Annotated in this window: 22 protein-coding genes; 19 read left to right on the top strand and 3 right to left on the bottom strand. The window is 70.3% G+C overall.

The genetic code is table 11. The annotated features are described in order from the left end of the window. The first annotated feature begins 87 nt into the window (after positions 1-87). From FBY35_RS09550 to FBY35_RS09500, 11 genes are all read left to right on the top strand, one after another. Positions 88-1653, top strand: coding sequence for a PucR family transcriptional regulator (locus tag FBY35_RS09550; protein WP_142214988.1), 1566 nt, complete (start codon positions 88-90; stop codon positions 1651-1653). 154 nt (positions 1654-1807) lie between these two features. Further along, positions 1808-2728, top strand: coding sequence for an EamA family transporter (locus FBY35_RS09545; RefSeq protein ID WP_260848675.1), 921 nt, complete (start codon positions 1808-1810; stop codon positions 2726-2728). A gap of 292 nt (positions 2729-3020) precedes the next feature. Next, on the top strand, positions 3021-4466 hold the full coding sequence (locus tag FBY35_RS09540; RefSeq protein WP_142213372.1) for an aldehyde dehydrogenase family protein: 1446 nt from the start codon (positions 3021-3023) through the stop codon (positions 4464-4466). A gap of 211 nt (positions 4467-4677) precedes the next feature. Further along, the gene (locus FBY35_RS09535) at positions 4678-6627 is read left to right on the top strand and encodes an acyl-CoA dehydrogenase family protein (RefSeq protein ID WP_142213371.1); all 1950 of its coding nucleotides are present in this window, start codon (positions 4678-4680) and stop codon (positions 6625-6627) included. 117 nt (positions 6628-6744) lie between these two features. Then, complete coding sequence (locus FBY35_RS09530) at positions 6745-7473, top strand: hypothetical protein (protein WP_142213370.1); 729 nt, start codon at positions 6745-6747, stop codon at positions 7471-7473. 45 nt (positions 7474-7518) lie between these two features. Continuing rightward, positions 7519-8769, top strand: coding sequence for a 1-deoxy-D-xylulose-5-phosphate reductoisomerase (dxr, locus tag FBY35_RS09525; protein ID WP_142213369.1), 1251 nt, complete (start codon positions 7519-7521; stop codon positions 8767-8769). After that, positions 8766-10067: an RIP metalloprotease gene (locus FBY35_RS09520; protein WP_142213368.1), complete on the top strand. Its 1302-nt coding sequence runs from the start codon at positions 8766-8768 to the stop codon at positions 10065-10067. Before dxr ends, FBY35_RS09520 begins: the two co-directional genes overlap by 4 nt. Positions 10068-10228: 161 nt before the next feature. Beyond that, positions 10229-11383 (top strand): flavodoxin-dependent (E)-4-hydroxy-3-methylbut-2-enyl-diphosphate synthase, encoded by a 1155-nt coding sequence (gene ispG / locus FBY35_RS09515; protein ID WP_142213367.1) that lies wholly within the window; start codon positions 10229-10231, stop codon positions 11381-11383. A gap of 125 nt (positions 11384-11508) precedes the next feature. Beyond that, positions 11509-12354 (top strand): GNAT family N-acetyltransferase, encoded by an 846-nt coding sequence (locus tag FBY35_RS09510; RefSeq protein WP_186356894.1) that lies wholly within the window; start codon positions 11509-11511, stop codon positions 12352-12354. Positions 12355-12383: 29 nt separating this feature from the next. Further along, the gene (locus tag FBY35_RS09505; RefSeq protein WP_142213366.1) at positions 12384-12953 is read left to right on the top strand and encodes a GNAT family N-acetyltransferase; all 570 of its coding nucleotides are present in this window, start codon (positions 12384-12386) and stop codon (positions 12951-12953) included. Between the two features lie 65 nt (positions 12954-13018). Beyond that, on the top strand, positions 13019-14713 hold the full coding sequence (locus tag FBY35_RS09500; RefSeq protein WP_142213365.1) for a proline--tRNA ligase: 1695 nt from the start codon (positions 13019-13021) through the stop codon (positions 14711-14713). Positions 14714-14788: 75 nt separating this feature from the next. Here FBY35_RS09500 and FBY35_RS09495 read toward each other — a convergent pair whose 3' ends face one another. From FBY35_RS09495 to FBY35_RS09485, 3 genes are read right to left on the bottom strand one after another with little or no spacing between them, the layout of a single operon-like run. After that, positions 14789-15658 (bottom strand): aminoglycoside phosphotransferase family protein, encoded by an 870-nt coding sequence (locus FBY35_RS09495; RefSeq protein ID WP_142213364.1) that lies wholly within the window; start codon positions 15656-15658, stop codon positions 14789-14791. Between the two features lie 22 nt (positions 15659-15680). Continuing rightward, positions 15681-16097, bottom strand: a complete 417-nt coding sequence (locus FBY35_RS09490; protein ID WP_142213363.1) for a ferritin-like domain-containing protein — start codon at positions 16095-16097, stop codon at positions 15681-15683. Further along, entirely contained in the window at positions 16094-16582 is a 489-nt protein-coding gene (locus tag FBY35_RS09485) for a hypothetical protein (RefSeq protein ID WP_142213362.1), read from the bottom strand. The genes FBY35_RS09490 and FBY35_RS09485 overlap by 4 nt, the downstream gene beginning before the upstream one ends. 151 nt (positions 16583-16733) lie before the next feature. Between FBY35_RS09485 and rimP the strand changes: the two genes are divergently transcribed. The 8 genes from rimP to FBY35_RS09445 all read left to right on the top strand — a co-directional run bounded on the left by rimP (position 16734) and on the right by FBY35_RS09445 (position 24976). Further along, on the top strand, positions 16734-17231 hold the full coding sequence (gene rimP / locus FBY35_RS09480; RefSeq protein ID WP_142213361.1) for a ribosome maturation factor RimP: 498 nt from the start codon (positions 16734-16736) through the stop codon (positions 17229-17231). A 2-nt stretch (positions 17232-17233) separates the two neighbouring features. Next, positions 17234-18241, top strand: a complete 1008-nt coding sequence (nusA, locus tag FBY35_RS09475; protein WP_142213360.1) for a transcription termination factor NusA — start codon at positions 17234-17236, stop codon at positions 18239-18241. Positions 18242-18359: 118 nt separating this feature from the next. Further along, positions 18360-18638, top strand: a complete 279-nt coding sequence (locus FBY35_RS09470) for a YlxR family protein (RefSeq protein WP_142213359.1) — start codon at positions 18360-18362, stop codon at positions 18636-18638. 147 nt (positions 18639-18785) lie between these two features. After that, positions 18786-21893, top strand: coding sequence for a translation initiation factor IF-2 (gene infB / locus FBY35_RS09465; protein ID WP_142213358.1), 3108 nt, complete (start codon positions 18786-18788; stop codon positions 21891-21893). A gap of 139 nt (positions 21894-22032) precedes the next feature. After that, on the top strand, positions 22033-22326 hold the full coding sequence (locus FBY35_RS09460; protein WP_142213357.1) for a DUF503 domain-containing protein: 294 nt from the start codon (positions 22033-22035) through the stop codon (positions 22324-22326). 36 nt (positions 22327-22362) lie between these two features. Further along, positions 22363-22830, top strand: a complete 468-nt coding sequence (rbfA, locus tag FBY35_RS09455) for a 30S ribosome-binding factor RbfA (protein ID WP_142213356.1) — start codon at positions 22363-22365, stop codon at positions 22828-22830. Further along, positions 22827-23726 carry a tRNA pseudouridine(55) synthase TruB gene (truB, locus tag FBY35_RS09450; RefSeq protein ID WP_142213355.1) on the top strand — a complete coding sequence of 300 codons (900 nt, stop codon included), beginning with the start codon at positions 22827-22829 and terminating at the stop codon, positions 23724-23726. The genes rbfA and truB overlap by 4 nt, the downstream gene beginning before the upstream one ends. Before the next feature lie 305 nt (positions 23727-24031). After that, complete coding sequence (locus FBY35_RS09445) at positions 24032-24976, top strand: bifunctional riboflavin kinase/FAD synthetase (RefSeq protein ID WP_142213354.1); 945 nt, start codon at positions 24032-24034, stop codon at positions 24974-24976. Positions 24977-25339 lie beyond the last annotated feature (363 nt).

The following is a 25339-nucleotide window of genomic DNA, read 5'->3' as shown; positions in this document are numbered from 1 at the left end:
CAGAATCGAGGTACGCCGTTCGTACGGGACGGCGAAATCACCCGCATGTCTGCCTCTGCACCTCTGCTCGAAGGGCCCCCGGTCCCCATGCCGCCCACGCTCGCCTCGCTCGTCCAGCACTCGGCGCTCAAACTCACCGTGCGCGCGGGGGAGGACCGGCTGGAGACGCCCGTGCGCTGGGCACATGTCAGTGAGCTCGCCGACCCCGTGCCGTACATGGAGGGCGGCGAGCTGCTGCTGGTGACGGCGATGACCCTGGACGCCGAGGACCGCGAGGCCATGCGGCGCTATGTGCGCAGGCTGGTGGGCGCCGGTGTCGTCGGGCTCGGCTTCGCGGTCGGCGTGTACTACGACGACATCCCCGACGCGCTGGTCGAGGCCGCGAGGGAGGAAGACCTTCCGCTTCTCGCCGTACCACGTCGCACGCCCTTCCTCGCCATCAGCAAGGCGGTCTCGGCGGCGATCGCGGCCGACCAGTACCGCGCGGTGACGGCCGGTTTCGAGGCACAGCGAGAGCTGACGCGGGCCGCTCTGGCGGAGGGTCCGCAGGCCGTCGTGGCCAGACTCGCCGCGACCGTCGACGGCTGGGCCGCGCTGTACGACGCGTCCGGCTCGGTCGTCGCAGCCGCTCCCGAATGGGCTTCCCGCCGGGCGGCCCGGCTCACCGCCGACGTGGAGCGCCTGCGCGAGCGGCCCGCACCCGCCAGCGCGGTGGTCGGCGACACCGACGACGACCGGGTCGAACTGCAGTCGCTGGGCACCGGACGGCGCCTCCGCGGCGCGCTGGCCGTCGGCACGGGAGCCCCGCTCGGGACCGCCGAGCGCTATGCCGTGCACTCCGCCGTCGCCCTGCTGACTCTCACCACGGAGCGCACACGCTCGCTCCAGGCCGCGGAGCAGCGCCTCGGCGCCGCGGTGCTGCGCATGCTGCTCTCCGGCCAGCAGGACCATGCCCGCGCGGTCGCCGGTGACCTGTACGGCGGGCTGCTCGACGCGCCCTTCCGGCTGCTGATCGCCGAACTCGCGGGCGAGGTCGACCCGGCCGCCGAGGACCCGCTGCCGGCCTTCGCCGAATCTCTGGAGGCTGCGGCGTCCCGGGCCGCCGAGCCGCTGCTCGTCGTCCCCGACATCGACGGCCGTCTCGTGGTGCTGGCCGCGGACGGCGGCGCGGTCGTCGCGGCCTGCACCGCCGCTTACGCCGACAAGGAGGCCGAGGACGCCGAGGTGGCCGTCGGACTCTCGGCGCCGACCGGACCGATTGCCGCCGCAGGCGCGTACAAACAGGCCGAACAGGCGCTCTCGGTGGCCCGGCGCCGCGGACGCGCTCTCGTAGAGCACGAGGAGCTGGCCGCCGGATCCGTCCTGCCGCTGCTCGCGGAGGACGCGGTGCGCGCCTTCGCCGACGGCATGCTGCGCGCGCTGTACGAGCACGACGCGACGGGCAGGGGCGACCTGGTCGCCTCGCTGCGTGCCTGGCTCTCGCGTCACGGCCAGTGGGACGCGGCAGCCGCCGATCTCGGAGTCCACCGCCACACGCTGCGCTACCGGATGCGCCGGGTCGAGGAGATCCTGGGCCGTTCGCTGGACGACCCGGATGTGCGCATGGAGCTGTGGCTGGCGCTGAAGACGACGGCGGGACCGGCGACCGGGTAATCGACGGGCGCGAGAGATTCTTCGGTCCTCGTGCCCGAAGTCGGGCAAATTCATTGGAACTTCTCGACAGAAGTGCCTAGGGTTCTGCCTCGTGGCCACCAACTCCAGCACCCCAGAGGCCGGCGCTTCCCCCTCGGACACCCCCGCGCCCGACATCTCCGACGCCCTTGTGGCGGCCGAGCCCCGCCGCCGGATATCCGGGGCCGTATGGGGTGCGCTCGCCATCGTGTACGTCGTCTGGGGCTCCACCTACCTCGGTATCCGGGTCGTCGTGGAGACCATGCCGCCCTTTCTCTCCGCCGGGGCCCGCTTCATCCTCGCGGGCCTGATCCTCGCCGGGCTCGTGGCCTGGCGCCAGGGGGTGTCGGCGCTCAAGGTCACCCGCGTCCAGCTCGCGTCCGTGGCCGTGATCGGCCTGCTGCTCCTGCTCGGCGGCAACGGCATGGTCGTACTCGCCGAGACCTCCGTGCCCTCCGGGCTCGCCGCCCTGCTGATCGCCGTCGTACCCGCCTGGGTGGTCGTGCTGCGCAGATCCTTCGGCGAGCGGCCCGGCCTCGGCGCCTATCTGGGCGTGCTGCTCGGACTGGCGGGTCTGGCCGTACTGACCCTTCCCGGCCTCAGCGGCGATGTGCGCCTGTGGGGCGTCCTCACCGTGATCGTGGCGACCGTCATGTGGTCGGTGGGCTCCTTCTCCTCCTCCCGCATCCCGATGCCCGCCAATCCCTTCGCGGCGAGCGCGTACGAGATGGTCGCGGGCGGCATCGGCTGTCTGCTGGTGGGCCTCGGCCGGGGCGAGCAGTACGGCTTCGCCCTCTCGGAGGTCTCGGGCCGCTCCTGGACGGCGCTCGGCTACCTCGTCGTCTTCGGCTCGATCGTCGCGTTCACGGCGTACGCCTGGCTGCTGCACTCCGCGCCGCTGTCCCTGGTCGCGACGTACGCGTACGTCAACCCGGTGGTCGCCGTCCTTCTCGGCGCGCTGATCCTGAACGAGCGGCTGACCTGGCCGATCGCCCTCGGCGGTGCCGTCGTCGTGGCGGGGGTCGTCCTGATCGTGTCGACGGAACGCCGCCGCTAGCTAGGTCCCAGCGCGGCGGGTCCCCCCGTCGCGGTTCGCCCGCGAAACCACCCACCGGGACAGCAACCGCCAACGCCCCCGGCCCACGCTCACCACGATCCCGGCGACTGGCGAAACCACCCACCGGGACAGCAACCGCCAACGCCCCCGGCCCACGCTCACCACGAACCCGGTCACTGGCCAAAGCGTCGCACGCGCCGCGCCCACCACTCCACCCCGGACAAACGCCCAGACGCCCTCCCGCCCCTACCGTGGGGCAGAGACACCCCATCTATCTCGGAAGGGCCGGGACATGACCTCCACCCACGCCTTCTGGCTCGCCGGCCGCCAGGCCACCGGCGAGACCGTGCTCGACGTCACCTCCCCCTGGGACGGACGCCTCGTCGGCCAGGTCTCGGTCCCGACCGAGGACCAGATCGAGGAAGCCGTGGCCGCCGCGCACGCCGTGCGGGACGAGTTCGCGGCCACCCCGGCCCATGTACGCGCCGCCGCGCTCGACCACGTGTCGCGCCGGCTCACCGAGCGCACCGAGGAGATCGCCCAGCTGATCTCCGCCGAGAACGGCAAGCCGGTCAAGTGGGCCCGCGGTGAGGTCGGCCGTGCCGTCTCCGTCTTCCGTTTCGCCGCCGAAGAGGCCCGCCGCTTCAACGGCGGCGAGGCCCAGCGCCTTGACACCGACGCCGGCGGCCAGGGCCGTCTCGCGCTCACCCGCCGCTTCCCCAAGGGCGCCGTCCTCGGCATCGCGCCGTTCAACTTCCCGCTCAACCTCTGCGCCCACAAGATCGCCCCCGCCATCGCGGTCGGCGCTCCGATCATCCTCAAGCCCGCCCCGGCGACCCCGCTCTCCGGCCTGATCATCGGTGAGCTGCTCGCCGAGACCGAGCTGCCCGCGGGCTCCTGGTCCGTGCTCCCGGTCCCGAACGACCAGATGCCCGCCCTGGTCCAGGACGAGCGCCTTCCGGTCATCTCCTTCACCGGCTCCGACAAGGTCGGTTACGCGATCATGGACTCGGTGCCGCGCAAGCACTGCACCTTGGAACTCGGCGGCAACGGCGCGGCCGTCGTCCTCGGCGACTTCGCCTCCGAGCAGGACCTGGACTGGGCGGCGACCCGCATCGCCACCTTCTCCAACTACCAGGGCGGCCAGTCCTGCATCTCCGTGCAGCGCGTGATCGCCGACGCCACGGTGTACGACCGGCTGCTGCCGAAGATCGTCGCGGCCGTCGAGGCCCAGGTCACCGGCGACCCGTCCGACAGCGCCACCGACGTCGGCCCGCTGGTCAGCGAGGACGCCGCCAAGCGCGTCGAGTCCTGGGTGGACGAGGCGGTGCAGGCGGGCGCGAAGCTGCTCGCGGGCGGCAAGCGCGACGGCGCCTCCTATGCGCCGACCGTCCTCACGGACGTCCCCGAGGACACGACGCTGGCCTGCGAGGAGGTCTTCGGACCGGTCCTGACGGTCCGGAAGGCCGACGGGGAGGCCGAGGCCTTCGCCGCCGTCAACGACTCCAAGTACGGCCTGCAGGCAGGTGTGTTCACGCACGACGTACAGACCGCCTTCCGCGCCCACCGTGCCCTCGAGGTCGGCGGTGTGATCATCGGCGACGTCCCCTCGTACCGCGCGGACCAGATGCCGTACGGCGGCGCCAAGCAGTCCGGCGTGGGCCGCGAGGGCGTGCGCTACGCGATGGACGACTACACCTACGAGCGGGTGCTGGTGCTCACGGGCCTCGCCCTGTAACCGCCCGTACGCCGCGGACGACGGCCGGAGCCCACTGTGCGGGGGCTCCGGCCGTTGCCGTTCTTCCGGACAGGTTCCCTCCACTGCGGTACTGAGACTGGTGGACAGGTGAGGAATCGGGTACTACGGACGAGTAGCACCGGTCGGTAAGAGACGATCCGCTGTCCGGCCGGCGCCCCCTGACGTCCCGACTCGCGGCGAGGTGAGCCTCATGTCCGCACCACTCGACAAGACCCAGTCCCAGCCCCACTCCCAGCCTCCGAAGGTCAGTGAGCGCGAAGCACGGCAGGTCGCCGAGGCCGCACGCGAGCAGGACTGGCGCAAGCCAAGTTTCGCCAAGGAGCTCTTCCTTGGCCGCTTCCGGCTCGATCTGATCCATCCCCATCCGATGCCCGCCGCCGAGGACACCCGTCGGGGTGAGGCATTCCTCGCAAAAATGCGCGACTTCTGCGAAACGAAGATCGACGGAGCGCTGATCGAGCGCGAGGCGCGGATCCCCGACGAGGTGATCAACGGGCTCAAGGAGCTCGGCGCGCTCGGCATGAAGATCGACACGAAGTACGGCGGCCTCGGCCTCACCCAGGTGTACTACAACAAGGCGCTGGCCCTCGCCGGGTCCGCCAGCCCCGCCATCGGCGTGCTGCTCTCCGCGCACCAGTCGATCGGCGTACCGCAGCCGCTGAAGATGTTCGGCACCCCGGAACAGAAGGAGCGGTTCCTCCCGCGCTGCGCCCGCACCGACATCTCCGCCTTCCTGCTCACCGAGCCCGACGTCGGCTCCGACCCGGCACGCCTGGCGACCACGGCGGTGCCCGACGGGGACTCGTACGTCCTCGACGGGGTCAAGCTCTGGACCACCAATGGCGTCGTCGCCGACCTGCTCGTCGTCATGGCGCGAGTGCCGAAGAGCGAGGGACACAAGGGCGGCATCACCGCCTTCGTCGTCGAGGCCGGCTCGGAGGGCATCACGGTCGAGAACCGCAACTCCTTCATGGGGCTGCGCGGCATCGAGAACGGCCTGACCCGCTTCCACCAGGTCAGGGTCCCCGCCGAGAACCGTATCGGCCCCGAGGGCGCCGGCCTGAAAATCGCCCTCACCACGCTCAACACCGGCCGCCTCTCGCTGCCCGCCTCCTGCGTCGCGGCCGGCAAGTGGGCGCTGAAAATCGCCCGCGAGTGGTCCGTGGCGCGCGAGCAGTGGGGCAAGCCGATCGCCAAGCACGAGGCCGTCGGCTCGAAGATCTCCTTCATCGCGGCGACCACCTTCGCCCTGGAAGCGGTCCTCGACCTGTCCAGCCAGATGGCCGACGAGGACCGCAACGACATCCGTATCGAGGGCGCGCTGGCCAAACTCTTCGCCTCCGAGATGGGCTGGGTCATCGCCGACGAACTGGTCCAGATCCGCGGCGGCCGCGGCTTCGAGACGGCGGACTCGCTGGCGGCGCGCGGCGAACGTGCCGTACCAGCTGAGCAGGTCCTGCGCGATCTGCGCATCAACCGCATCTTCGAGGGCTCGACCGAGATCATGCATCTGCTGATCGCCCGCGAGGCCGTCGACGCCCACCTGGCCGTGGCCGGAGACATCATCGACCCCGCCAAACCGCTGTCCGCCAAGGCGAAGGCAGGCGCGCGCGCCGGTGGCTTCTACGCCCGCTGGCTGCCGAAGCTGGTTGCCGGACCGGGGCAACTCCCGCGCTCGTACGCCGAGTTCGGGGACCTCGCGACCCATCTGCGCTATGTCGAGCGCTCGTCCCGCAAGTTGGCACGCTCCACGTTCTACGCCATGTCGAGGTGGCAGGGCCGGATGGAGACCAAGCAGGCCTTCCTCGGCCGGATCGTCGACATCGGCGCGGAGCTGTTCGCGATGAGCGCGGCCTGTGTACGCGCGGAACTGCTCAGCGCCACCGAGGACCACGGCCGCGAGGCGCACCAGCTGGCCGACGCCTTCTGCCGTCAGTCCCGCATCCGAGTCGAGGAGCTCTTCAACCGCCTGTGGTCCAACACCGACGACCTGGACCGCAAGGTCGTGGACGGCGTGCTGTCCGGCACGTACACGTGGCTGGAACAGGGCGTCATCGACCCCAGCGGCGAGGGCCCCTGGATCGCCGACGCGACACCCGGCCCCTCCGAGCGCACCAACGTCCACCGCCCGATCCACTAGAACCTTCTCGACCGCACCGGACTCCCTGCCCCACAATCGACCTCTGATCACGGATCACGGATCACGGATCACGGATCACGGATCACGGATCACGGTCAACACCGAATTGGGGCAGGGATGTTCGGGGCAGTCAAGCAGCGTGGTCTACGGAGGGCCGCCCTTGTGGCGGTCGTCCTCGGCGGTATCGGCGCGTGCGACGCCGCCGAGGAGAAGAAGTCCGACGACAAACCCACTGCCGCCGCCCCCGCCGCCCTCACCGAGGCGCAGCTCAGGGCCGTTTCCTTCACCGAGGGCGAGAAGACCGGCGCGTACACCGCCTCCGAGTACACCCTCGGCGGGCCGCTGGGGGAGGACTACACCGCCGATCCCGCTGTCTGCCAGCCCCTTGTCAGCCTCGCCAGGGGCGCCACCGCCCATGATCCCGTCGCCGAGGTCAACCGTGAGGTCGGCGTACCCGGTCAGGTCGCCGGGCTCAGCGTTGCCGTACAGCTGCGGTCGTACGAGAAGGGTCGGGCCGCCGCCGTCATGAAGGCCCTGACCACCGCGGGAGCCCAGTGCGCCGGGGACTACATCGAGGAGCGGGCCGTCGCCAGGGCGAAAGTGCTCAAGGTGGAGCCCGCCAAGGCGCCCGCGTTCGGCGACGAGGCCAGGGCGTACCGCTTCACCTTCCTCGATGTGAAGGGGAAGCTGAAGCTGTACGAGTACCTGACCGTCGTCCGCTCCGGCTCGACCACCCTGTCCTTCCGCGGCGAGTTCCTCGGCACCAAGGACATCGGGAAGGTGCCAGACGAGGTCGTGAACGCCCAGTGGGAGAAGTTCAGCGCGGGCCGCAAGAGCGGCGCATAGGGACGCACTGTCCAGTCGGACAGCGGTTACGGCCACAATGGGGTCATGAGCGACAGCCCATCCCCCCTCGCCGACCCGCATCTCGCCTTCGACGCGACCGAAGGCCTGCGCGACATCGTCGTCCTCGGCTCCACCGGGTCCATCGGCACCCAGGCCATCGACCTGGTTCTGCGCAACCCCGACCGGTTCCGTGTCACGGCGCTCTCCGCCGCGGGCGGGCGGGTCGGACTCCTCGCCCGGCAGGCGCGGCAGTTGCGGGTCGACACGGTCGCGGTGGCCCGAGAAGACGTGGTGCCCGCACTGCGCGAGGCGCTGGCCGATCAGTACGGCTCCGAGCCGCTGCCCGAGATCCTGGCCGGCCGCGACGCCGCCACCCAGCTCGCCGCCTCCGCCTGCCACACCGTGCTCAACGGCATCACCGGCTCCATCGGCCTCGCCCCTACCCTCGCCGCCCTCGAAGCGGGCCGCACTCTCGCCCTCGCCAACAAGGAGTCGCTGATCGTGGGCGGGCCGCTGGTCAAGGCGCTCGCCAAGCCCGGCCAGATCATCCCAGTCGACTCCGAGCACGCCGCCCTCTTCCAGGCGCTGGCGGCCGGGACGAGAGCCGATGTGCGCAAGCTCGTGGTGACGGCCTCCGGCGGCCCCTTCCGCGGCCGCACCCGCGCCGAGTTGGCCGATGTCACTCCCAAGGACGCCCTCGCGCATCCCACCTGGGCGATGGGCCCGGTCATCACCGTGAACAGTGCGACGCTGGTCAACAAGGGCCTGGAGGTCATCGAGGCGCATCTCCTCTACGACATCCCGTTCGAGCGCATCGACGTCGTCGTCCACCCCCAGTCCTATGTCCACTCCATGGTGGAATTTTCGGACGGATCCACCCTCGCCCAGGCCACTCCGCCCGATATGCGAGGCCCGATCGCCATCGGCATCGGCTGGCCCGAGCGGATCCCCGACGCCGCCCCCGCCTTCGACTGGACCAAGGCCTCGACCTGGGAGTTCTTCCCGCTCGACACCGAGGCCTTCCCCTCGGTGGGACTCGCCAGGCACGTGGGGGAGCTGGGCGGAACAGCCCCGGCGGTGTTCAATGCCGCGAACGAGGAGTGCGTGGACGCTTTCCTCGCCGGGCGGCTGCCGTTCAACGGAATCATGGATACGGTCACCGAAGTCGTCACCGAGCACGGTGTGCCCGCCCAGGGAACTCCGCTCACGGTGGCGGACGTCCTGGAAGCGGAGACCTGGGCCCGGGCACGGGCGCGGGAACTGGCAGTGAAGGCGACAGCGGAGGCTCGCGCATGACGATTCTGTTGACGGTCATCGGCATAGCTCTCTTTGCTGTGGGCCTGCTGATCTCCATCGCCTGGCACGAACTCGGCCATCTCTCGACGGCCAAGCTCTTCGGCATCCGCGTGCCCCAGTACATGGTCGGGTTCGGCCCGACCATCTGGTCCCGGCACAAGGGCGAGACGGAGTACGGGATCAAGGCCATCCCCGCCGGCGGCTACATCCGCATGATCGGGATGTTCCCTCCCGGCGACGACGGCCGGATCGAGGCACGGTCCACCTCGCCGTTCCGCAGCATGATCGAGGACGCCCGCTCGGCGGCCTTCGAGGAGCTCAAGCCAGGCGACGACGACCGTCTCTTCTACACGCGCAAGCCGTGGAAGCGCGTGATCGTGATGTTCGCGGGACCGTTCATGAATCTGGTCCTCGCCGTCGCGATCTTCCTCGGCGTTTCGATGGCGTACGGCTTCGCCACCCAGACCACCGAGGTCGCGGGCGTCCAGAAGTGCGTCATCTCGCAGAGCGAGGACCGTGACAGCTGCAAGAAGGGCGATCCCGTATCGCCCGCGCAGGCCGCCGGACTGAAGGTGGGCGACAAGATCGTCGCCTTCAACGGGCAGCCCGTCGCCGACTGGACCACGCTGTCCAACCACATCCGCGAGACGATCGGCCCGGCCACCATCACCGTCGAGCGGGACGGCAGCCAGCAGGTCCTCAAGGCCACGCTCGCCAAGAACCTGGTGGCCAAGAAGGACTCCGACGGCCAGGTCGTCGCCGGCAAGTACGTCCCTGCGGGCTATCTCGGCTTCGCAGCGAAGACCGAGATCCTCCCGCTCTCCTTCGGCGCCTCCGTCGACCGCATGGGCGACATGATCGAGAACGGCGTCGAGTCCATCGTCGCGCTTCCGTCCAAGATCCCCGACCTGTGGAACGCCGCCTTCTCGGACGGCGAGCGCAAGGCCGACTCCCCTGTGGGCGTGGTCGGCGCAGCGCGCATCAGCGGCGAGGTGCTGAACCTGGACGTCCCGACGCAGAGCATCATCGCGACCTTCATGATGCTGCTCGCGACGTTCAACCTCTCGCTGTTCCTGTTCAACATGCTGCCGCTGCTGCCGCTGGACGGCGGGCACATCGCGGGCGCGCTGTGGGAGTCCGTACGCCGCAATGTCGCCAAGGTGTTCCGGCGTCCCGACCCGGGTCCCTTCGACGTCGCACAGCTGATGCCGGTCGCGTATGTGGTGGCGGGGATCTTCATCTGCTTCACCCTGCTCGTGCTGGTCGCCGACATCGTCAACCCGGTCAAAATCAGCTGAGTGACACGTTTGGTGACGGCCGGACACTCTTTGTGTCCGGCCGTCACCTTTGCGTGGCGTTTCCCTCGCGATGTGCTCGCGTCAACGTCAGTGCCGTAATCTCGGAGCCTGGAGCCCGCCGATCTCGGGACCTTGATCCACACCTTGGGGTTGCACAGCAGATGACTGCAATTTCTCTCGGAATGCCGTCCGTTCCGACGAAGCTCGCCGACCGGAGGGTCAGCCGCAAGATCCAGGTCGGCTCGGTGGCCGTCGGCGGGGACGCGCCGGTGTCCGTGCAGTCGATGACGACGACCCGTACCTCGGACGTGGGGGCGACGCTGCAGCAGATCGCCGAGCTGACCGCGTCCGGGTGCCAGATCGTGCGGGTTGCGTGTCCCACTCAGGATGATGCGGACGCGCTGGCGACGATCGCCCGTAAGTCGCAGATCCCGGTGATCGCGGACATCCACTTCCAGCCGAAGTACGTCTTCGCCGCGATCGATGCCGGGTGCGCGGCGGTCCGGGTCAACCCGGGCAACATCAAGCAGTTCGACGACAAGGTCAAGGAGATCGCCCGGGCGGCGGGCGAGAGTGGCACCCCGATCCGGATCGGGGTGAATGCGGGCTCGCTGGATGCCCGGCTGCTTGCCAAGTACGGCAAGGCGACGCCGGAGGCGCTGGTGGAGTCGGCGCTGTGGGAGGCGTCGCTGTTCGAGGAGCACGGTTTCCGCGACATCAAGATCTCGGTCAAGCACAATGACCCGGTCGTGATGGTCAATGCCTACCGGCAGCTCGCGGCGGCCTGTGACTATCCGCTGCATCTCGGGGTGACCGAGGCCGGGCCGGCGTTCCAGGGCACGATCAAGTCCGCGGTCGCCTTCGGGGCGCTGCTCGCCGAGGGGATCGGGGACACCATCCGGGTCTCGCTCTCCGCGCCGCCCGCCGAAGAGGTGAAGGTCGGTATCCAGATCCTGGAGTCGCTCAACCTGCGCCAGCGGCGGCTGGAGATCGTCTCCTGTCCGTCGTGCGGCCGGGCCCAGGTGGATGTCTACAAGCTCGCCGACGAGGTCACGGCGGGCCTTGAGGGTATGGAGGTGCCGTTGCGCGTCGCGGTCATGGGGTGTGTCGTCAACGGTCCCGGCGAGGCCCGCGAGGCCGACCTCGGTGTCGCGTCGGGCAACGGGAAGGGTCAGATCTTTGTGAAGGGCGAGGTCATCAAGACCGTTCCCGAGTCGAAGATCGTCGAGACCCTCATCGAAGAGGCGATGAAGATCGCCGAACAGATGGAGAAGGACGGCGTCCTCTCGGGCGAGCCCGAGGTCTCGGTCAGCTGATCAGCGCGTACCGGCCCCGTTGTGCGCCCCCCCGGCGTTCGGCGGGGCCTTGTGCTGAGCTCGGCAGCCCCCGGACCTGCCAGGTACAGTTCGGAGATCAGCAGACCGTATGGTGAGGCCCCCTCGTGTTGACGCAGACCACCACCCGGGTCCTCGAACCCAGTGACCTCGGCGCAGCGCTCGCCATCCTCGAGAGCGAGCCTGTCGCCAACGCTTTTGTCACCTCACGCGTCCAGGTCGCCGGTCTCGACCCCTGGCGCCTGGGCGGCGAGATGTGGGGCTGGTACACCGACGGGCGGCTGCGCTCGCTGTGCTACTCCGGCGCCAACCTCGTACCGATCTGTGCCACCCCCGAGGCCGTGCGTGCCTTCGCCGACCGGGCGCGCAGAACCGGCCGCCGCTGCTCCTCCATCGTCGGCCCCGCCGAGTCCACCTCCCAGCTGTGGCGGCTGCTGGAGCCGAGCTGGGGCCCGGCCAGGGAGGTACGTGCCCGCCAGCCGCTCATGGTCACCGAGCAGATTCCCGACGGCATCGAGCCCGACCCGTACGTCCGCCGGATCCGCAAGGACGAGATGGACGTGATCATGCCGGCCTGCGTGGCGATGTTCACCGAGGAGGTGGGCATCTCGCCGATGGCCGGCGACGGCGGACTGCTCTACCAGGCCCGCGTCGCCGAACTCGTCGGCGCCGGGCGGTCGTTCGCCCGTATCGACGACGGGCAGGTCGTCTTCAAGGCCGAGATCGGCGCGGCCACCAACGAGGCCTGCCAGATCCAAGGCGTATGGGTGGCACCGGAGTTCCGCGGCCGCGGGCTGTCCGAGACCGGCATGACGGCCGTGCTGCGCTACGCAATCGCGGACGTCGCCCCGGTCGTCAGCCTCTACGTCAACGACTACAACACCGCAGCCAGAGCGGCATACCGCAGGGTCGGCTTCCGCGAGGTCGGCGCCTTCATGAGCGTGCTGTTCTGACCTCGGGCCACGCCAAGTAGGGTTCGTGCATGGCAGCACTCTCAGGCGGTGGACCCGGGACCCCGAGCGTTGCGGTGGCCCCGGTCGATCTCTCGGCGCGGATCGACGAAGCCCTCGCGGTGCAGGCCCTCGCGTTCGGGCTGAGCGACGACGAGGTCGAGGTGCGCCGCCACATCGTCCACCGGCATCTCCTCTGCTCCGGCGCGCGTGCGCTCGGCGCGCTGACGGAGACGGGACGACTCGTCGGCTTCGTGTACGGCATGCCCAACAGCCGCACCCACTGGTGGTCCACCGTCGTGGAGCCGTATCTGCGCCGCAACGGCACCGACAACTGGCTCGACGACTCCTTCGTGATCACCGAACTCCATGTCCACCCCGGTTTCCAGGGGCGCGGCATCGGCCGCTCACTGATCACCACGATCACCGACAGCGTCGAGCAGCCCCGCTCGATCCTCTCCGCGATCGACACCGAAAGCCCGGCCCGCGGCCTGTACCGCGCGCTCGGCTACCAGGACCTCGCGCGCCAGGTGATGTTCCCGAGTGCGCCCAGTCCGTATGCGGTGATGGGGGCAGTGCTGCCGCTGCTGCGCGACAACTGATTTCCGCCTGCCGGTCCGGCCCGGCTAACCTCCTGCTCATCACACATTCCGAGCAGGAGTTCACCATGGCCCAGGTCCAGCGCATGTCCCGTCTGATGATCAAGACACTGCGCGACGACCCGGCGGACGCCGAGACGCTCAGCCACAAGCTGCTGGTCCGCGCCGGTTACGTCAGGCGCAACGCCGCCGGTATCTGGTCCTGGCTGCCGCTGGGCAAGAAGGTCCTGGAGAACGTCACGCGCGTGGTGCGCGAGGAGATGGACGCGATCGGCGCGCAGGAGGTGCTGCTGCCGGCGCTGCTGCCCAAGGAGCCCTACGAGGCGACGGGCCGCTGGGAGGAGTACGGAGCGGAGCTCTTCCGCCTCAAGGACCGCAAGGGCGCGGACTACCTCCTCGGCCCGACGCACGAGGAGATCTTCACCCAGCTCGTCAAGGACCAGTGCACGTCCTACAAGGACCTGCCCGTGATCCTTTACCAGATCCAGACGAAGTACCGCGACGAGGCGCGTCCCCGTTCGGGCATCCTGCGCGGCCGCGAGTTCCAGATGAAGGACTCGTACTCCTTCGACACCAGCGACGAGGGCCTGGCCGAGTCGTACGCGCTGCACCGCGAGGCGTACATCAAGACCTTCCGGCGCCTCGGGCTCGAGCACCGCATCGTCTCGGCGGTATCCGGTGCGATGGGCGGTTCGGCGTCGGAGGAGTTCCTGGCCCCGGCTGCGGCGGGCGAGGACACCTTCGTCTACTGCCCTGCCTGCGACTACGCCGCGAACACGGAGGCCGTGACCTTCGCCGCCGAGGCCGTCGAGTCCGACGGGCACGGTCCCGTCGAGGAGCTGGACACTCCCGACACCCCCACGATCGAGTCGCTCGCCGAGCACCTGGGCGTCCCGGCCTCGGCCACCCTCAAGAACCTCCTGGTCAAGGTCGACGGCGAGATCGTCGCTGTCGGTGTGCCCGGCAACCGCGAGGTGGACCTGGGCAAGCTGTCGGACCATCTCGCCCCCGCCGAGGTGGAGCTGGTCACCGCGGAGGACTTCACGGGCCGCCCCGATCTCGTACGCGGATACGTCGGCCCGCAGGGCCTGGAGAAGGTCCGCTACATTGCCGACCCGCGGGTCGCACCCGGCACCGCGTGGATCACCGGCGCCAACAAGCCCGACACGCACGCCCGTAATGTCGTCGCGGGCCGGGACTTCACCGTCGACGACTACCTCGACGTGGTCGTCGTCGAGGACGGCGACCCGTGCCCCAAGTGTGCGACGGGACTGAAGCTCGACCGCGCCATCGAAATCGGCCACATCTTCCAGCTGGGCCGCAAGTACGCCGACGCCTTCCAGCTCGACGTCCTCGGCCAGAACGGCAAGCCGGTCCGGGTGACCATGGGCTCGTACGGCATCGGTGTCTCCCGCGCGGTGGCTGCCCTGGCCGAGCAGACGGCAGACGACAAGGGCCTGTGCTGGCCGCGCGAGATCGCCCCGGCGGACGTCCACGTGGTCGCCGCGGGCAAGGCGCTCCAGACCGAACTGGCCCTGGACGTCGCGGACCAGCTGGCGGCTGCGGGCCTGCGGGTCCTCGTCGACGAGCGCCCGGGTGTCTCGCCGGGCGTGAAGTTCACCGACGCGGAGCTGATCGGCGTCCCGAAGATTGTGGTGGCCGGCCGCCGGGCGTCGGAGGGCGTGGTGGAGCTGAAGGACCGGCGGACGGGTGAGCGCGAGGAGCTGACGGTGGCGGACGCGGTGGCGCGGCTTCGGGGCTGACGCCTGCGGCGGCCTCCGGGGGCGCTGCCCCGGAGGCCCGCCCCTCGACGGACGGGCTGAACTTCAGCCCCGGCGCTACAGCCAGCCCGCGAACTCCAGCGCCAGCTCCGCCTCCTGCCGCCGCCCCGCGGCCATCGCCCGCGTTCCCGACTCCACCGCCCGGAACAGCGTCCACCCGCGCAACCGGTCGGCGTCCACTTCGAGCGAGTCCGCGAGCCGGTTCACCCTGCGCCGGGCCACCGACGCGCCCGCCGCAGAGGCGATCAGGTCCTCGACTCGGTCGCGGACCAGGCGGGCCAAGTCGTAGGCGCGTTCTCCGACTATGGGCTCGGGGCCGACCGAAAGCCAGGGGGTGCGGTCGGCGGCAAGGACCTTTCCCTGGCGGAAGTTGCCGTGCAGCAGCAGGAGTTCGGGGGACAGCGCCGTGAGTTCGTCCCGCGCGGCCAGCGCCGCCGAGACCAGCCCGGCCGGTCCCGCGGACGCCCGCATCGCCTCCGCCTGACGTGCCGTCCGTTCCGCGACGGTCTCGAAGTCGTGGTCCGCCGGCGGCTCGATCCACAGTCGCCGCAACGTCCCCGCCGCCTCGAGCAGCGCCTTGGCCTCCGGCAGGGACCGCAGCGAGACTTCCGGATGCAGCCGTTCGAGCAGCAGCGCGCCGTCCGTGGCGCCCAGCAGGCGGACCGCGCCGAAGCCGTCCCAGTGTGCGAGCGCCGCTCGCTCGGGGCCCGGGGATGCGGAGGGCGGCGCGATTTTGAGCGCCGCGGCCGTGCCGTCGGGCTGCCGTACGAGAAGGACCAGGCTGCTGCGGCCGCCGGGCGCCATCACCCGCTCGACGTCCAGCTCCCAGTGGTCCGCCGCCTCCTGCACGGTCTTGGGCAGCTGCCCGAGCCAGAGGTCACTCTCGCCCAGAGCCCGGACGAGTCGCTGCGGCGGTTCGAAAGCCATGCGTTTGTTGATCCCTTTCCCCTTAGGTCCGCTCCGTGAGCCCAGGAAAGGCTACGCCGCTGCCGCGCCAGCGCACCGCCCGGACGGCCGCTTCGCGCAGCGCGCTTGCGGCGTCCTTCCGCAGCGGGCCCTCGGCGGCTCGTACGAGGTCGGAGTAGACGTTCGCCACCCGGTCCTCCAGCACGGCGGCGAGCCGCAGGGCCGCAGCCGCGTCCGGGACCCGAAAGGGCAGCGCGTAAGCGGCGGCCGACGCGGCGGGCTCGCCTCCCAGATCGCGGGCCGTGCGGGCCAGCGCGTCCCGGCGGGCCCGGTGCGCGGCGTAAGCGGACATCGCCTCGGCCTTGCGGGCGTCACCGATCCGGCCGCCGACGACCCCGTACCCGTACACCGCCGCGTGCTCGGCGGCGAGCGCGGCCTGTACGGCGTCAAGCGCGCTCACTGCGAGCCCCCCTTCGTCAGCAGGTACTCGTGCGTGGCTCCTGCCGCCGCGACCGAGGCGAGCAGCCGAGCCAGCTCCGGCTCCGCGTCGAGGAGCGCCGCCGTGTACGCGTCGCCGGTGCGGCGCTCGGCCGCGGCCAGAGACCTCAGCGCCGCCGGGGCGTCGGCGGGAACGGGCAGGGTCGGCGCCACTCGGCTCGTCCCGCCGAGCGCGGTGACATGCTCGGCGACCGCGGTCCGCAGCGCGCTCAACTGCCCTGTCAGGACGGGAAGGTGCACCATGACGGCGTCGTAATGGTCACGCAGCGCAGCGCTCGCCGCGGCGAGCCGCCCGCGCAGCGCCGTCTCCGCGCGCACCGGATCGGAATCCGAGTTGGCGGTGCGCCCGCGCTCCGGGTCCTCGTTCGAACAGCCCGTCAACGCCGTGACCGCAGCCGCACCCGTCGCGATGAGCGCACGCCTGCGTGTCGTCCCCGTGCGCCCCACGCCTGTCTCCCTACGACCAGTGATCATCGCCGCAGGCGAGCGTACCTGCGGGTCAGGCACAGGTGGACGGCAACACCCCTCGGAACCGGATACCCTTTGTGCTGACACGCGACGATCCCACAACAGCACACGCGGCCGAGGAGTCACCCGGATGAGCACCACCCAGAGCGAGAGGCTGCGCGGGCTGCTGGAACCGCTCGTCAGCGCCGCGGACCTGGATCTGGAAGAGATCGAGGTGTCCCGGGCGGGCAAGCGCCGCATGCTGAGGATCACCGTGGACTCCGACGAGGGCGCCACGCTGGACGCCTGTGCCGAGCTGAGCCGCGTCATCTCGCAGAAGCTCGACGAGACGGACGCGATGGGCGAGGGCGAGTACGTACTCGAAGTGAGCTCGCCCGGCGCCGACCGCCCGCTGACCGAGCACCGCCACTACGTTCGCGCGACCGGCCGCCTTGTGAAGCTCCAGCTGCACGAGAGCGGGGAACTGGTGGCGCGCATCCTCACCGTGGACGACGAGGGACTCGACCTCGAGGTGCCGGGTGTGAAGGGGCGCAAGCCCACCGCCCGCCGGGTCACCTTCGCGGAGATCGCCAAGGCCCGCGTGGAGATCGAGTTCAACCGCAAGGACAAGAAGGAAGAGGAGGCGTAGCCGTGGACATCGACGTAAAGCTCCTGAAGGGCTTGGCACAAGAGAAGGAGATCCCGTTCGACCTTCTGGTCGAGGCGATCGAGTCGGCCCTCCTCATCGCGTACCACCGCACCGAGGGCAGCCGCCGTCACGCCCGCGTCGTGCTGAGCCGGGACACCGGCCATGTGACGGTGTGGGCCAAGGAAGACCCTGCCGACCTCGAAGAGGGGCAGGAGCCCAAGGAGTTCGACGACACGCCCTCCGACTTCGGCCGGATCGCGGCCACCACGGCCCGCCAGGTCATCCAGCAGCGGCTGCGGGACGCCGAGAACGACGTCACCTTCGGTGAGTACGCCCGCCGTGAGGGCGATGTCGTCGCGGGCATGGTGCAGCAGGGCAAGGACCCCAAGAACGTCCTGGTCAGGCTGGACGACAAGCTTGAGGCCATCCTGCCGGTGCAGGAGCAGGTGCCGGGCGAGGAGTACACCCACGGTCTGCGCCTGCGTACGTACGTCGTGCGCGTCGCCAAGGGTGTGCGCGGTCCCTCCGTGACCCTGTCGCGCACCCACCCGAACCTGGTGAAGAAGCTCTTCGCACTGGAGGTTCCGGAGATCGCGGACGGCAGTGTCGAGATCGCCGCGATCGCCCGGGAGGCCGGTCACCGCACCAAGATCGCCGTCCGTTCGACTCGTTCGGGCCTCAACGCCAAGGGCGCCTGTATCGGCCCGATGGGCAGCCGTGTGCGTAACGTCATGGCCGAGCTGCACGGCGAGAAGATCGACATCGTGGACTGGTCGGACGACCCGGCCGAGATGGTGGCCAACGCCCTCTCGCCGGCCCGCGTCAGCAAGGTGGAGGTCGTCGACCTCGGCGCCCGCTCCGCGCGGGTGACCGTCCCCGACTACCAGCTGTCGCTGGCGATCGGCAAGGAGGGGCAGAACGCCCGTCTGGCCGCCCGTCTCACCGGCTGGCGCATCGACATCCGCCCCGACACGGAGCAGAGCGGCGAGCAGGACTCCGACCGGGACTGAAAGTGATTCCGGCCGGGATGCCGTTCGCGCTGACGGCGGAACCCGGCCACGATCAAGACAACAACCGTTCGATTTTTGCCCCAAAGGGGTGAGGTCGGTGCGGGGAGGTAGACTGAAGGTGTCTGGCCGGACGCGTGGCCGCGCATGCCCTGAGCGAACCTGCGTGGGGTGCCGGGAGCGGGCGGCCAAGACCGATTTGCTGCGCATCGTGGTGACCGGAGACGCCTGCGTCCCCGATGATCGCGGTACGCTGCCCGGCCGGGGTGCATATGTACACCCCGCCTTGGTCTGTCTCGACCTGGCGGTCCGCCGCCGGGCGTTTCCCCGGGCCTTCAGGGCAAAGGGACCGCTCGATACCGCCGATGTAAGGCGGTATGTCGAGCAGGCGGCACAGTAAGAAGAGAACGGCACGGGACCCCGTGCGGTCAGGTACCTCGCGAGTTGGAAGTAGGTCGAGATTGCGATGAGCACTCGATGAGTACGCGATGAGTACGCCCATGAAGTAGCGACGGTCCGGCGGTAACCCGGACCTAAAAGGAGCGAAGTGGCTAAGGTCCGGGTATACGAACTCGCCAAGGAGTTCGGTGTGGAGAGCAAGGTCGTCATGGCCAAGCTCCAAGAACTCGGTGAATTCGTCCGTTCGGCGTCCTCGACGATCGAGGCGCCGGTTGTACGTAAATTGACTGACGCTTTGCAGGGACCCGGCGGCACCGCCGGCAAGTCCGCTGCCAAGCCCGGCGCGCCCCGCAAGGCCGCGCCCGCCAAGCCTGCTGCGCCGTCCCCGGTGTCGTCGGCCCGTCCAGCTGCCCCCAAGCCCGGCGTCCCGGCCCCCAAGCCGGCCGCTGCCGAGGCTCCGGCGAGCAGCGCCCCCTCCGTGGCCCCGGCTTCCCCGGGTCCGCGTCCGGGCCCCAAGCCCGCACCGGCCAAGCCCGCTCCGGCGGCTCCGGTGCCCGCGGCCGAGTTCTCGGCCCCGGCTCCGGCCCAGCCCGCCGCGCCGCAGGCCCCGCGTCCCGCGGGTGCCACTCCCGGCCCGCGTCCCGCCCGTCCGGCTCCGGCCGGCGGTCAGCGTGACGGCGGCCGTGACGGTGGCCGTGGTGGCGAGCGTCCCGCACGTCCCGCCGGTCAGGGCGCCCCGCGTCCCGGCGGTCGCCCGGCCGGTCCCCGTCCGGGCAACAACCCCTTCACCTCGGGTGGCTCCACCGGCATGGCGCGCCCGCAGGCGCCCCGTCCGGGTGGTGCCCCCCGTCCCGGTGGCGGCGCTCCCGGCGCCCCGCGTCCGCAGGGTGGTCCCGGCGGAGCGCACTCCGGTCCTTCCGGCAGGCCCCAGGGCCCCGGCGGCGCCCGTCCGACCCCTGGCGGCATGCCGCGTCCGCAGGCTCCCCGCCCCGGTGGCGGCCCTGCGGGTAACCGCCCGAACCCGGGCATGATGCCGCAGCGTCCTGCTGCCAGTCCCCGTCCTGGTGGCGGTCCCGGCGGTGGCGGCGGCCGTGGTCCCGGTGGCGGCGGCGGTCGTCCCGGCGGTGCCGGTGCCGGTCGTCCCGGCGGCGGTGGCGGCGGTTTCGCCGGCCGTCCCGGTGGCGGTGGCGGTGGCGGTCGTCCTGGAGCGGGCGGCGGTTTCGCCGGTCGTCCCGGTGGCGGTGGCCCCGGTGGTGGCGGCGGCTTCGGTGGCGGCGGCGGCCGTCCCGGCTTCGGCGGTCGTCCGGGTGGTCCCGGTGGCCGTGGTGGCACGCAGGGCGCCTTCGGCCGTCCCGGCGGCCCGGCGCGCCGTGGCCGTAAGTCGAAGCGGCAGAGGCGCCAGGAGTACGAGGCCATGCAGGCTCCGTCGGTCGGCGGCGTGATGCTGCCTCGCGGCAATGGCGAGACCGTTCGCCTGTCGCGCGGTGCGTCCCTCACCGACTTCGCGGAGAAGATCAACGCCAACCCGGCGTCGCTCGTCGCCGTGATGATGAACCTCGGCGAAATGGTCACGGCCACGCAGTCGGTCTCCGACGAGACGCTGCAGCTGCTGGCCGACGAGATGAACTACACGGTTCAGATCGTCAGCCCCGAGGAGGAGGACCGCGAGCTTCTCGAGTCCTTCGACATCGAGTTCGGCGAGGACGAGGGCGGCGAGGACATGCTCGTCTCCCGTCCGCCGGTCGTGACCGTCATGGGTCACGTCGACCACGGTAAGACCCGACTGCTGGACGCGATCCGCAAGACGAACGTCGTTGCGGGCGAGGCCGGCGGTATTACGCAGCACATCGGTGCGTACCAGGTCGGCACCGAGGTCAACGGTGAAGAGCGCAAGATCACCTTCATCGACACCCCGGGTCACGAGGCGTTCACCGCCATGCGTGCCCGTGGTGCCAAGTCCACCGACATCGCGATCCTCGTGGTCGCGGCGAACGACGGTGTGATGCCCCAGACGATCGAGGCACTGAACCACGCCAAGGCGGCCGGTGTGCCGATCGTGGTCGCGGTCAACAAGATCGATGTCGAGGGCGCGGACCCGACCAAGGTGCGCGGACAGCTGACCGAGTTCGGTCTGGTGGCCGAGGAGTACGGCGGCGACACGATGTTCGTCGACATCTCCGCCAAGCAGGCTCTGCACATCGACAGCCTGCTGGAGGCCGTGGTCCTGACCGCGGACGCCTCGCTCGATCTGCGTGCCAACGCGCAGATGGACGCGCAGGGTATTGCGATCGAGGCCCACCTCGACCGCGGCCGCGGTGCCGTCGCCACGGTGCTCGTCCAGCGCGGAACGCTCCGCGTCGGCGACACGATGGTCGCCGGTGACGCGTACGGCCGTGTCCGGGCGATGCTCGACGACAACGGCAACAACGTCGAGGAAGCGGGTCCGTCGACCCCCGTCCTGGTCCTGGGTCTCACCAACGTCCCCGGCGCCGGCGACAACTTCCTGGTCGTGGACGAGGACCGTACCGCCCGTCAGATCGCCGAGAAGCGTGCCGCACGCGAGCGCAACGCCGCGTTCGCCAAGCGCACCCGCCGGGTGTCCCTCGAGGACCTCGACAAGGTGCTCAAGGCCGGTCTGGTGCAGGATCTCAACGTCATCATCAAGGGCGACGCGTCCGGTTCGGTGGAGGCTCTCGAGTCCTCGCTGCTCCAGCTCGACGTCGGCGAAGAGGTCGAGATCCGCGTTCTGCACCGTGGTGTGGGTGCGGTCACCGAGTCCGACATCGACCTGGCGATGGGCTCCGACGCCATCGTCATCGGCTTCAACGTCCGTGCGGCCGGCCGTGCCGCGCAGATGGCGGAGCGCGAGGGCGTCGACGTCCGGTACTACTCGGTGATCTACCAGGCCATCGAGGAGATCGAGGCGGCCCTCAAGGGCATGCTCAAGCCGGAGTACGAAGAGGTCGAGCTCGGTACGGCGGAGATCCGCGAGGTCTTCCGCTCGTCCAAGCTGGGCAACATCGCGGGTGTTCTCATCCGTTCCGGCGAGGTCAAGCGCAACACCAAGGCCCGTCTCATCCGCGACGGCAAGGTCATCGCGGAAAGCCTCAACATCGAGGGCCTGCGCCGCTTCAAGGACGACGTCACCGAGATCCGCGAAGGCTTCGAGGGCGGTATCAACCTCGGCAACTTCAACGACATCAAGATCGACGACGTCATCGCGACATACGAGATGCGCGAGAAGCCTCGCGGCTGATCGACACCTCTGACCGGGGCCGGTCGACGGGACGTATTTCCGTCGATCGGCCCCGGCCGTTGCGTGTACGGTTCTTGTGTCCCTGCCAAGTCGTTGGCGGGGGCCGTCGAACCCGTACCGGCGGGACATCCGGACATACATGTATGTGGGGACACTGTCCTTCGATCTGCTTCTCGGCGACGTACGGTCGCTGAAGGAGAAGCGCTCCGTGATCCGCCCGATCGTGGCCGAGCTCCAGCGCAGATACGCGGTGAGCGCGGCGGAGACCGGCGGGCAGGATCTCCACCGCCGGGCCCAGATCGGCCTGGCCGTGGTGTCCGGGGACACCGGGCACCTCACAGATGTACTCGACCGGTGCGAGCGCCTTGTCGCCGGCCGGCCCGAGGTGGAACTGCTGTCGGTTCGACGCAGGCTCCACAGCGACGAAGACTGAATGAGCTGGGCACAGCAGGAAAAGGGAGAAGGACCAGTGGCCGACAACGCGCGGGCGAAAAAGCTGGCGGACCTCATCCGGGAGGTGGTCGCCGAGAAGATGCAGCGCGGCATCAAGGACCCGCGCCTGGGTACGCACGTGACCATCACGGACACCCGCGTCACCGGTGACCTGCGGGAGGCCACGGTCTTCTACACGGTCTACGGCGACGACGAGGACCGGGCGAGCGCGGCAGCCGGGCTGGAGAGCGCCAAGGGCGTCCTGCGGTCGGCGGTCGGAGCGGCGGCGGGGACGAAGTTCACGCCGACCCTGACCTTTGTCGCGGACGCCCTCCCAGAGAACGCCAAGACGATCGAGGATCTCCTCGACAAGGCACGCGCATCCGACGCCAAGGTGCGTGAGGCGTCCTCGGGCGCGGCGTACGCGGGCGAGGCCGATCCGTACCGCAAGCCGGAGACGGATGACATGTCCGCTGCCGCAGGTGGGGACGACGCCTCCGAATGACACAGCACAACAAGACGCCGGACGGCCTTGTCATCGTCGACAAGCCGTCCGGCTTCACTTCTCACGACGTCGTCGCCAAGATGCGCGGGATCGCAAGGACCCGCCGGGTCGGGCATGCGGGGACGCTGGACCCCATGGCAACCGGGGTGCTGGTCCTGGGCGTCGAAAAGGCCACGAAACTCCTCGGGCACCTCGCGCTGACCGAGAAGGAGTACCTCGGCACCATCCGGCTGGGGCAGAACACCGTCACCGACGACGCCGAGGGCGAGATCACGTCGTCCACCGACGCCTCCAAGGTGGCCAGGGTAGCGATCGACGCGTGCGTGGCCGGGCTGACCGGCGACATCATGCAGGTTCCGTCGAAGGTCAGCGCCATCAAGATCGACGGCAAGCGGTCCTACGCGCGCGTGCGCGGGGGCGAGGACTTCGAGATCCCCGCCCGTCCGGTGACCGTCTCGGCGTTCCGTGTCCACGACGTGCGGGAGGCGGAGGCCGAGGACGGGACGCCGGTCGTCGACCTGGTCGTCTCGGTCGTCTGCTCGTCCGGTACGTACATCCGCGCCCTCGCCCGTGACCTCGGCGCCGGTCTGGGCGTCGGCGGGCATCTCACGGCGCTGCGTCGCACTCGGGTCGGTCCCTACGGCCTGGACTCGGCGAAGACCCTGGAGCAGCTCCAGGAGGACCTGACCGTGATGCCGATCGCCGATGCGGCCGCCGCCGCGTTCCCCCGCTGGGACGTGGACGAGAAGCGCGCCAAGCTGCTCACCAACGGTGTACGGCTGGACATGCCCGCCTACGACACCGCGCCTGTGGCGGTCTTCGGACCCGACGGCCGCTTCCTGGCACTGGTCGAGGAGCAGAAGGGCAAGGCCAAGAGCCTCGCCGTCTTCGCCTGACCGGGCCCGCCCGTGAGGCCCCACCGTGGAACGGGCAGCGCCACTGCCCGTTCCACGATCCCCCTCGCCCAAGGGTCTATCCTCCGCACACCCGGGATTCACCCCTTCGAGGAGGCGCTCGGAGTGAACCACGGGTGTACTGGGGGGCGCGTTCACTACGCGACCTCTTGCCGAGGAGGTTCCCGGCTCGGCCGCGCTCGTGGCGACTGCCCGGAGCCGGTGCGAACCGAAAGCCGCGGGCATGGCAGTCTTAGACCTGCGTAATCGGCAATGACGTACACAGGTTCGGGCGAGGAGCGGTCACAGTGCAGCGCTGGCGTGGCTTGGAGGACATCCCCCAGGGCTGGGGACGCAGCGTCGTCACCATCGGCTCCTACGACGGTGTGCACCGCGGCCACCAGCTGATCATCGGCCGGGCCGTGGCCCGCGCCCGCGAGCTCGGCGTGCCCTCCGTCGTCGTGACCTTCGACCCGCACCCCAGCGAGGTCGTCCGCCCCGGCAGCCACCCGCCGCTGCTCGCCCCGCACCACCGGCGGGCCGAGCTGATGGCCGAGCTGGGCGTCGACGCGATCCTCATCCTTCCCTTCACGACCGAGTTCTCGAAGCTGTCGCCCGCGGACTTCATCGTGAAGGTGCTCGTCGACAAGCTGCACGCGCGGGCGGTCATCGAAGGCCCGAACTTCCGCTTCGGCCACAAGGCGGCGGGGAACGTCGAATTCCTCGCCGAGTTCGGCGCGACGTACGACTACGAGGTCGAGGTCGTCGACCTCTACGTCAGCGGCGCGGCGGGGGGCGGCGAGCCGTTCTCCTCGACCCTGACCCGCCGCCTGATCGCCGAGGGCGACGTCGAGGGGGCCGCCGAAATCCTGGGCCGCCCGCACCGCGTCGAGGGCGTGGTGGTGCGGGGCGCACAGCGCGGCCGCGAGCTGGGCTACCCGACGGCGAACGTGGAAACGCTTCCGCACACGGCGATCCCGGCGGACGGGGTGTACGCGGGCTGGCTGACGGCCGACGGCGAAACGATGCCGGCGGCGATCTCGGTCGGCACGAACCCGCAGTTCGACGGTACGGAGCGGACGGTGGAGGCGTACGCGATCGACCGGGTGGGGCTGGACCTGTACGGGCTGCATGTGGCGGTGGACTTCCTGGCGTATGTGAGGAGCCAGGAGAAGTTCGACTCGATCGATGCGCTGCTGGACGCGATTGCGGCGGACGTGAAGAAGTGCCGGGAGCTGACGGGGGCGGTGTAGCGCGGGGCCGCCGCGGGCCCGGGTCTGGGGGCACGTCCTTCGGGGCTGTCCTCAATCACCGGTCCGGCTGGGGTCCGTCCCGGATGGCGGGTGTGGTCGGGGTGCGGGTGTTCGGGGTGCGGGTTGCGGGCTTGGCCCGTGCAGGACGGTGCCGTCCAGGGCCGCTCCGGGGTCATGTCCTGGACTGCTTTCCTCACCGCGCTCCCGCGCGAGTTGCGCCGCTTTACGTCCAGAACACGACCCCTGCGCGCCCCCTGCGTCCCGGGCCCACCCCGGACCGGGCGCCGACCGTTCGGCGAGCCGCCGGAGTTCAGGGCATGCGGGCAGCCCCCACATGCTCCTCCGCCCTCGCTAGGAGGCCGG

Source organism: Streptomyces sp. SLBN-118, from assembly GCF_006715635.1.
GTDB lineage: Bacteria > Actinomycetota > Actinomycetes > Streptomycetales > Streptomycetaceae > Streptomyces.
This window is presented reverse-complemented; position numbering and strand designations above follow the sequence as displayed.

What these genes read in the sequence shown, in the direction of transcription:
- FBY35_RS09495 (WP_142213364.1), bottom strand. Translation starts at nt 15,658, where the DNA reads ATGGCTTTCGAACCGCCGCAGCGACTCGTCCGGGCTCTGGGCGAGAGT.
- dxr (WP_142213369.1), top strand. Translation starts at nt 7,519, where the DNA reads ATGAGCGACAGCCCATCCCCCCTCGCCGACCCGCATCTCGCCTTCGAC.
- FBY35_RS09520 (WP_142213368.1), top strand. Translation starts at nt 8,766, where the DNA reads ATGACGATTCTGTTGACGGTCATCGGCATAGCTCTCTTTGCTGTGGGC.
- FBY35_RS09530 (WP_142213370.1), top strand. Translation starts at nt 6,745, where the DNA reads ATGTTCGGGGCAGTCAAGCAGCGTGGTCTACGGAGGGCCGCCCTTGTG.
- FBY35_RS09460 (WP_142213357.1), top strand. Translation starts at nt 22,033, where the DNA reads ATGTATGTGGGGACACTGTCCTTCGATCTGCTTCTCGGCGACGTACGG.
- truB (WP_142213355.1), top strand. Translation starts at nt 22,827, where the DNA reads ATGACACAGCACAACAAGACGCCGGACGGCCTTGTCATCGTCGACAAG.
- FBY35_RS09550 (WP_142214988.1), top strand. Translation starts at nt 88, where the DNA reads ATGCCGCCCACGCTCGCCTCGCTCGTCCAGCACTCGGCGCTCAAACTC.
- FBY35_RS09500 (WP_142213365.1), top strand. Translation starts at nt 13,019, where the DNA reads ATGGCCCAGGTCCAGCGCATGTCCCGTCTGATGATCAAGACACTGCGC.
- FBY35_RS09540 (WP_142213372.1), top strand. Translation starts at nt 3,021, where the DNA reads ATGACCTCCACCCACGCCTTCTGGCTCGCCGGCCGCCAGGCCACCGGC.
- ispG (WP_142213367.1), top strand. Translation starts at nt 10,229, where the DNA reads ATGACTGCAATTTCTCTCGGAATGCCGTCCGTTCCGACGAAGCTCGCC.
- FBY35_RS09535 (WP_142213371.1), top strand. Translation starts at nt 4,678, where the DNA reads ATGTCCGCACCACTCGACAAGACCCAGTCCCAGCCCCACTCCCAGCCT.
- FBY35_RS09505 (WP_142213366.1), top strand. Translation starts at nt 12,384, where the DNA reads ATGGCAGCACTCTCAGGCGGTGGACCCGGGACCCCGAGCGTTGCGGTG.
- rimP (WP_142213361.1), top strand. Translation starts at nt 16,734, where the DNA reads ATGAGCACCACCCAGAGCGAGAGGCTGCGCGGGCTGCTGGAACCGCTC.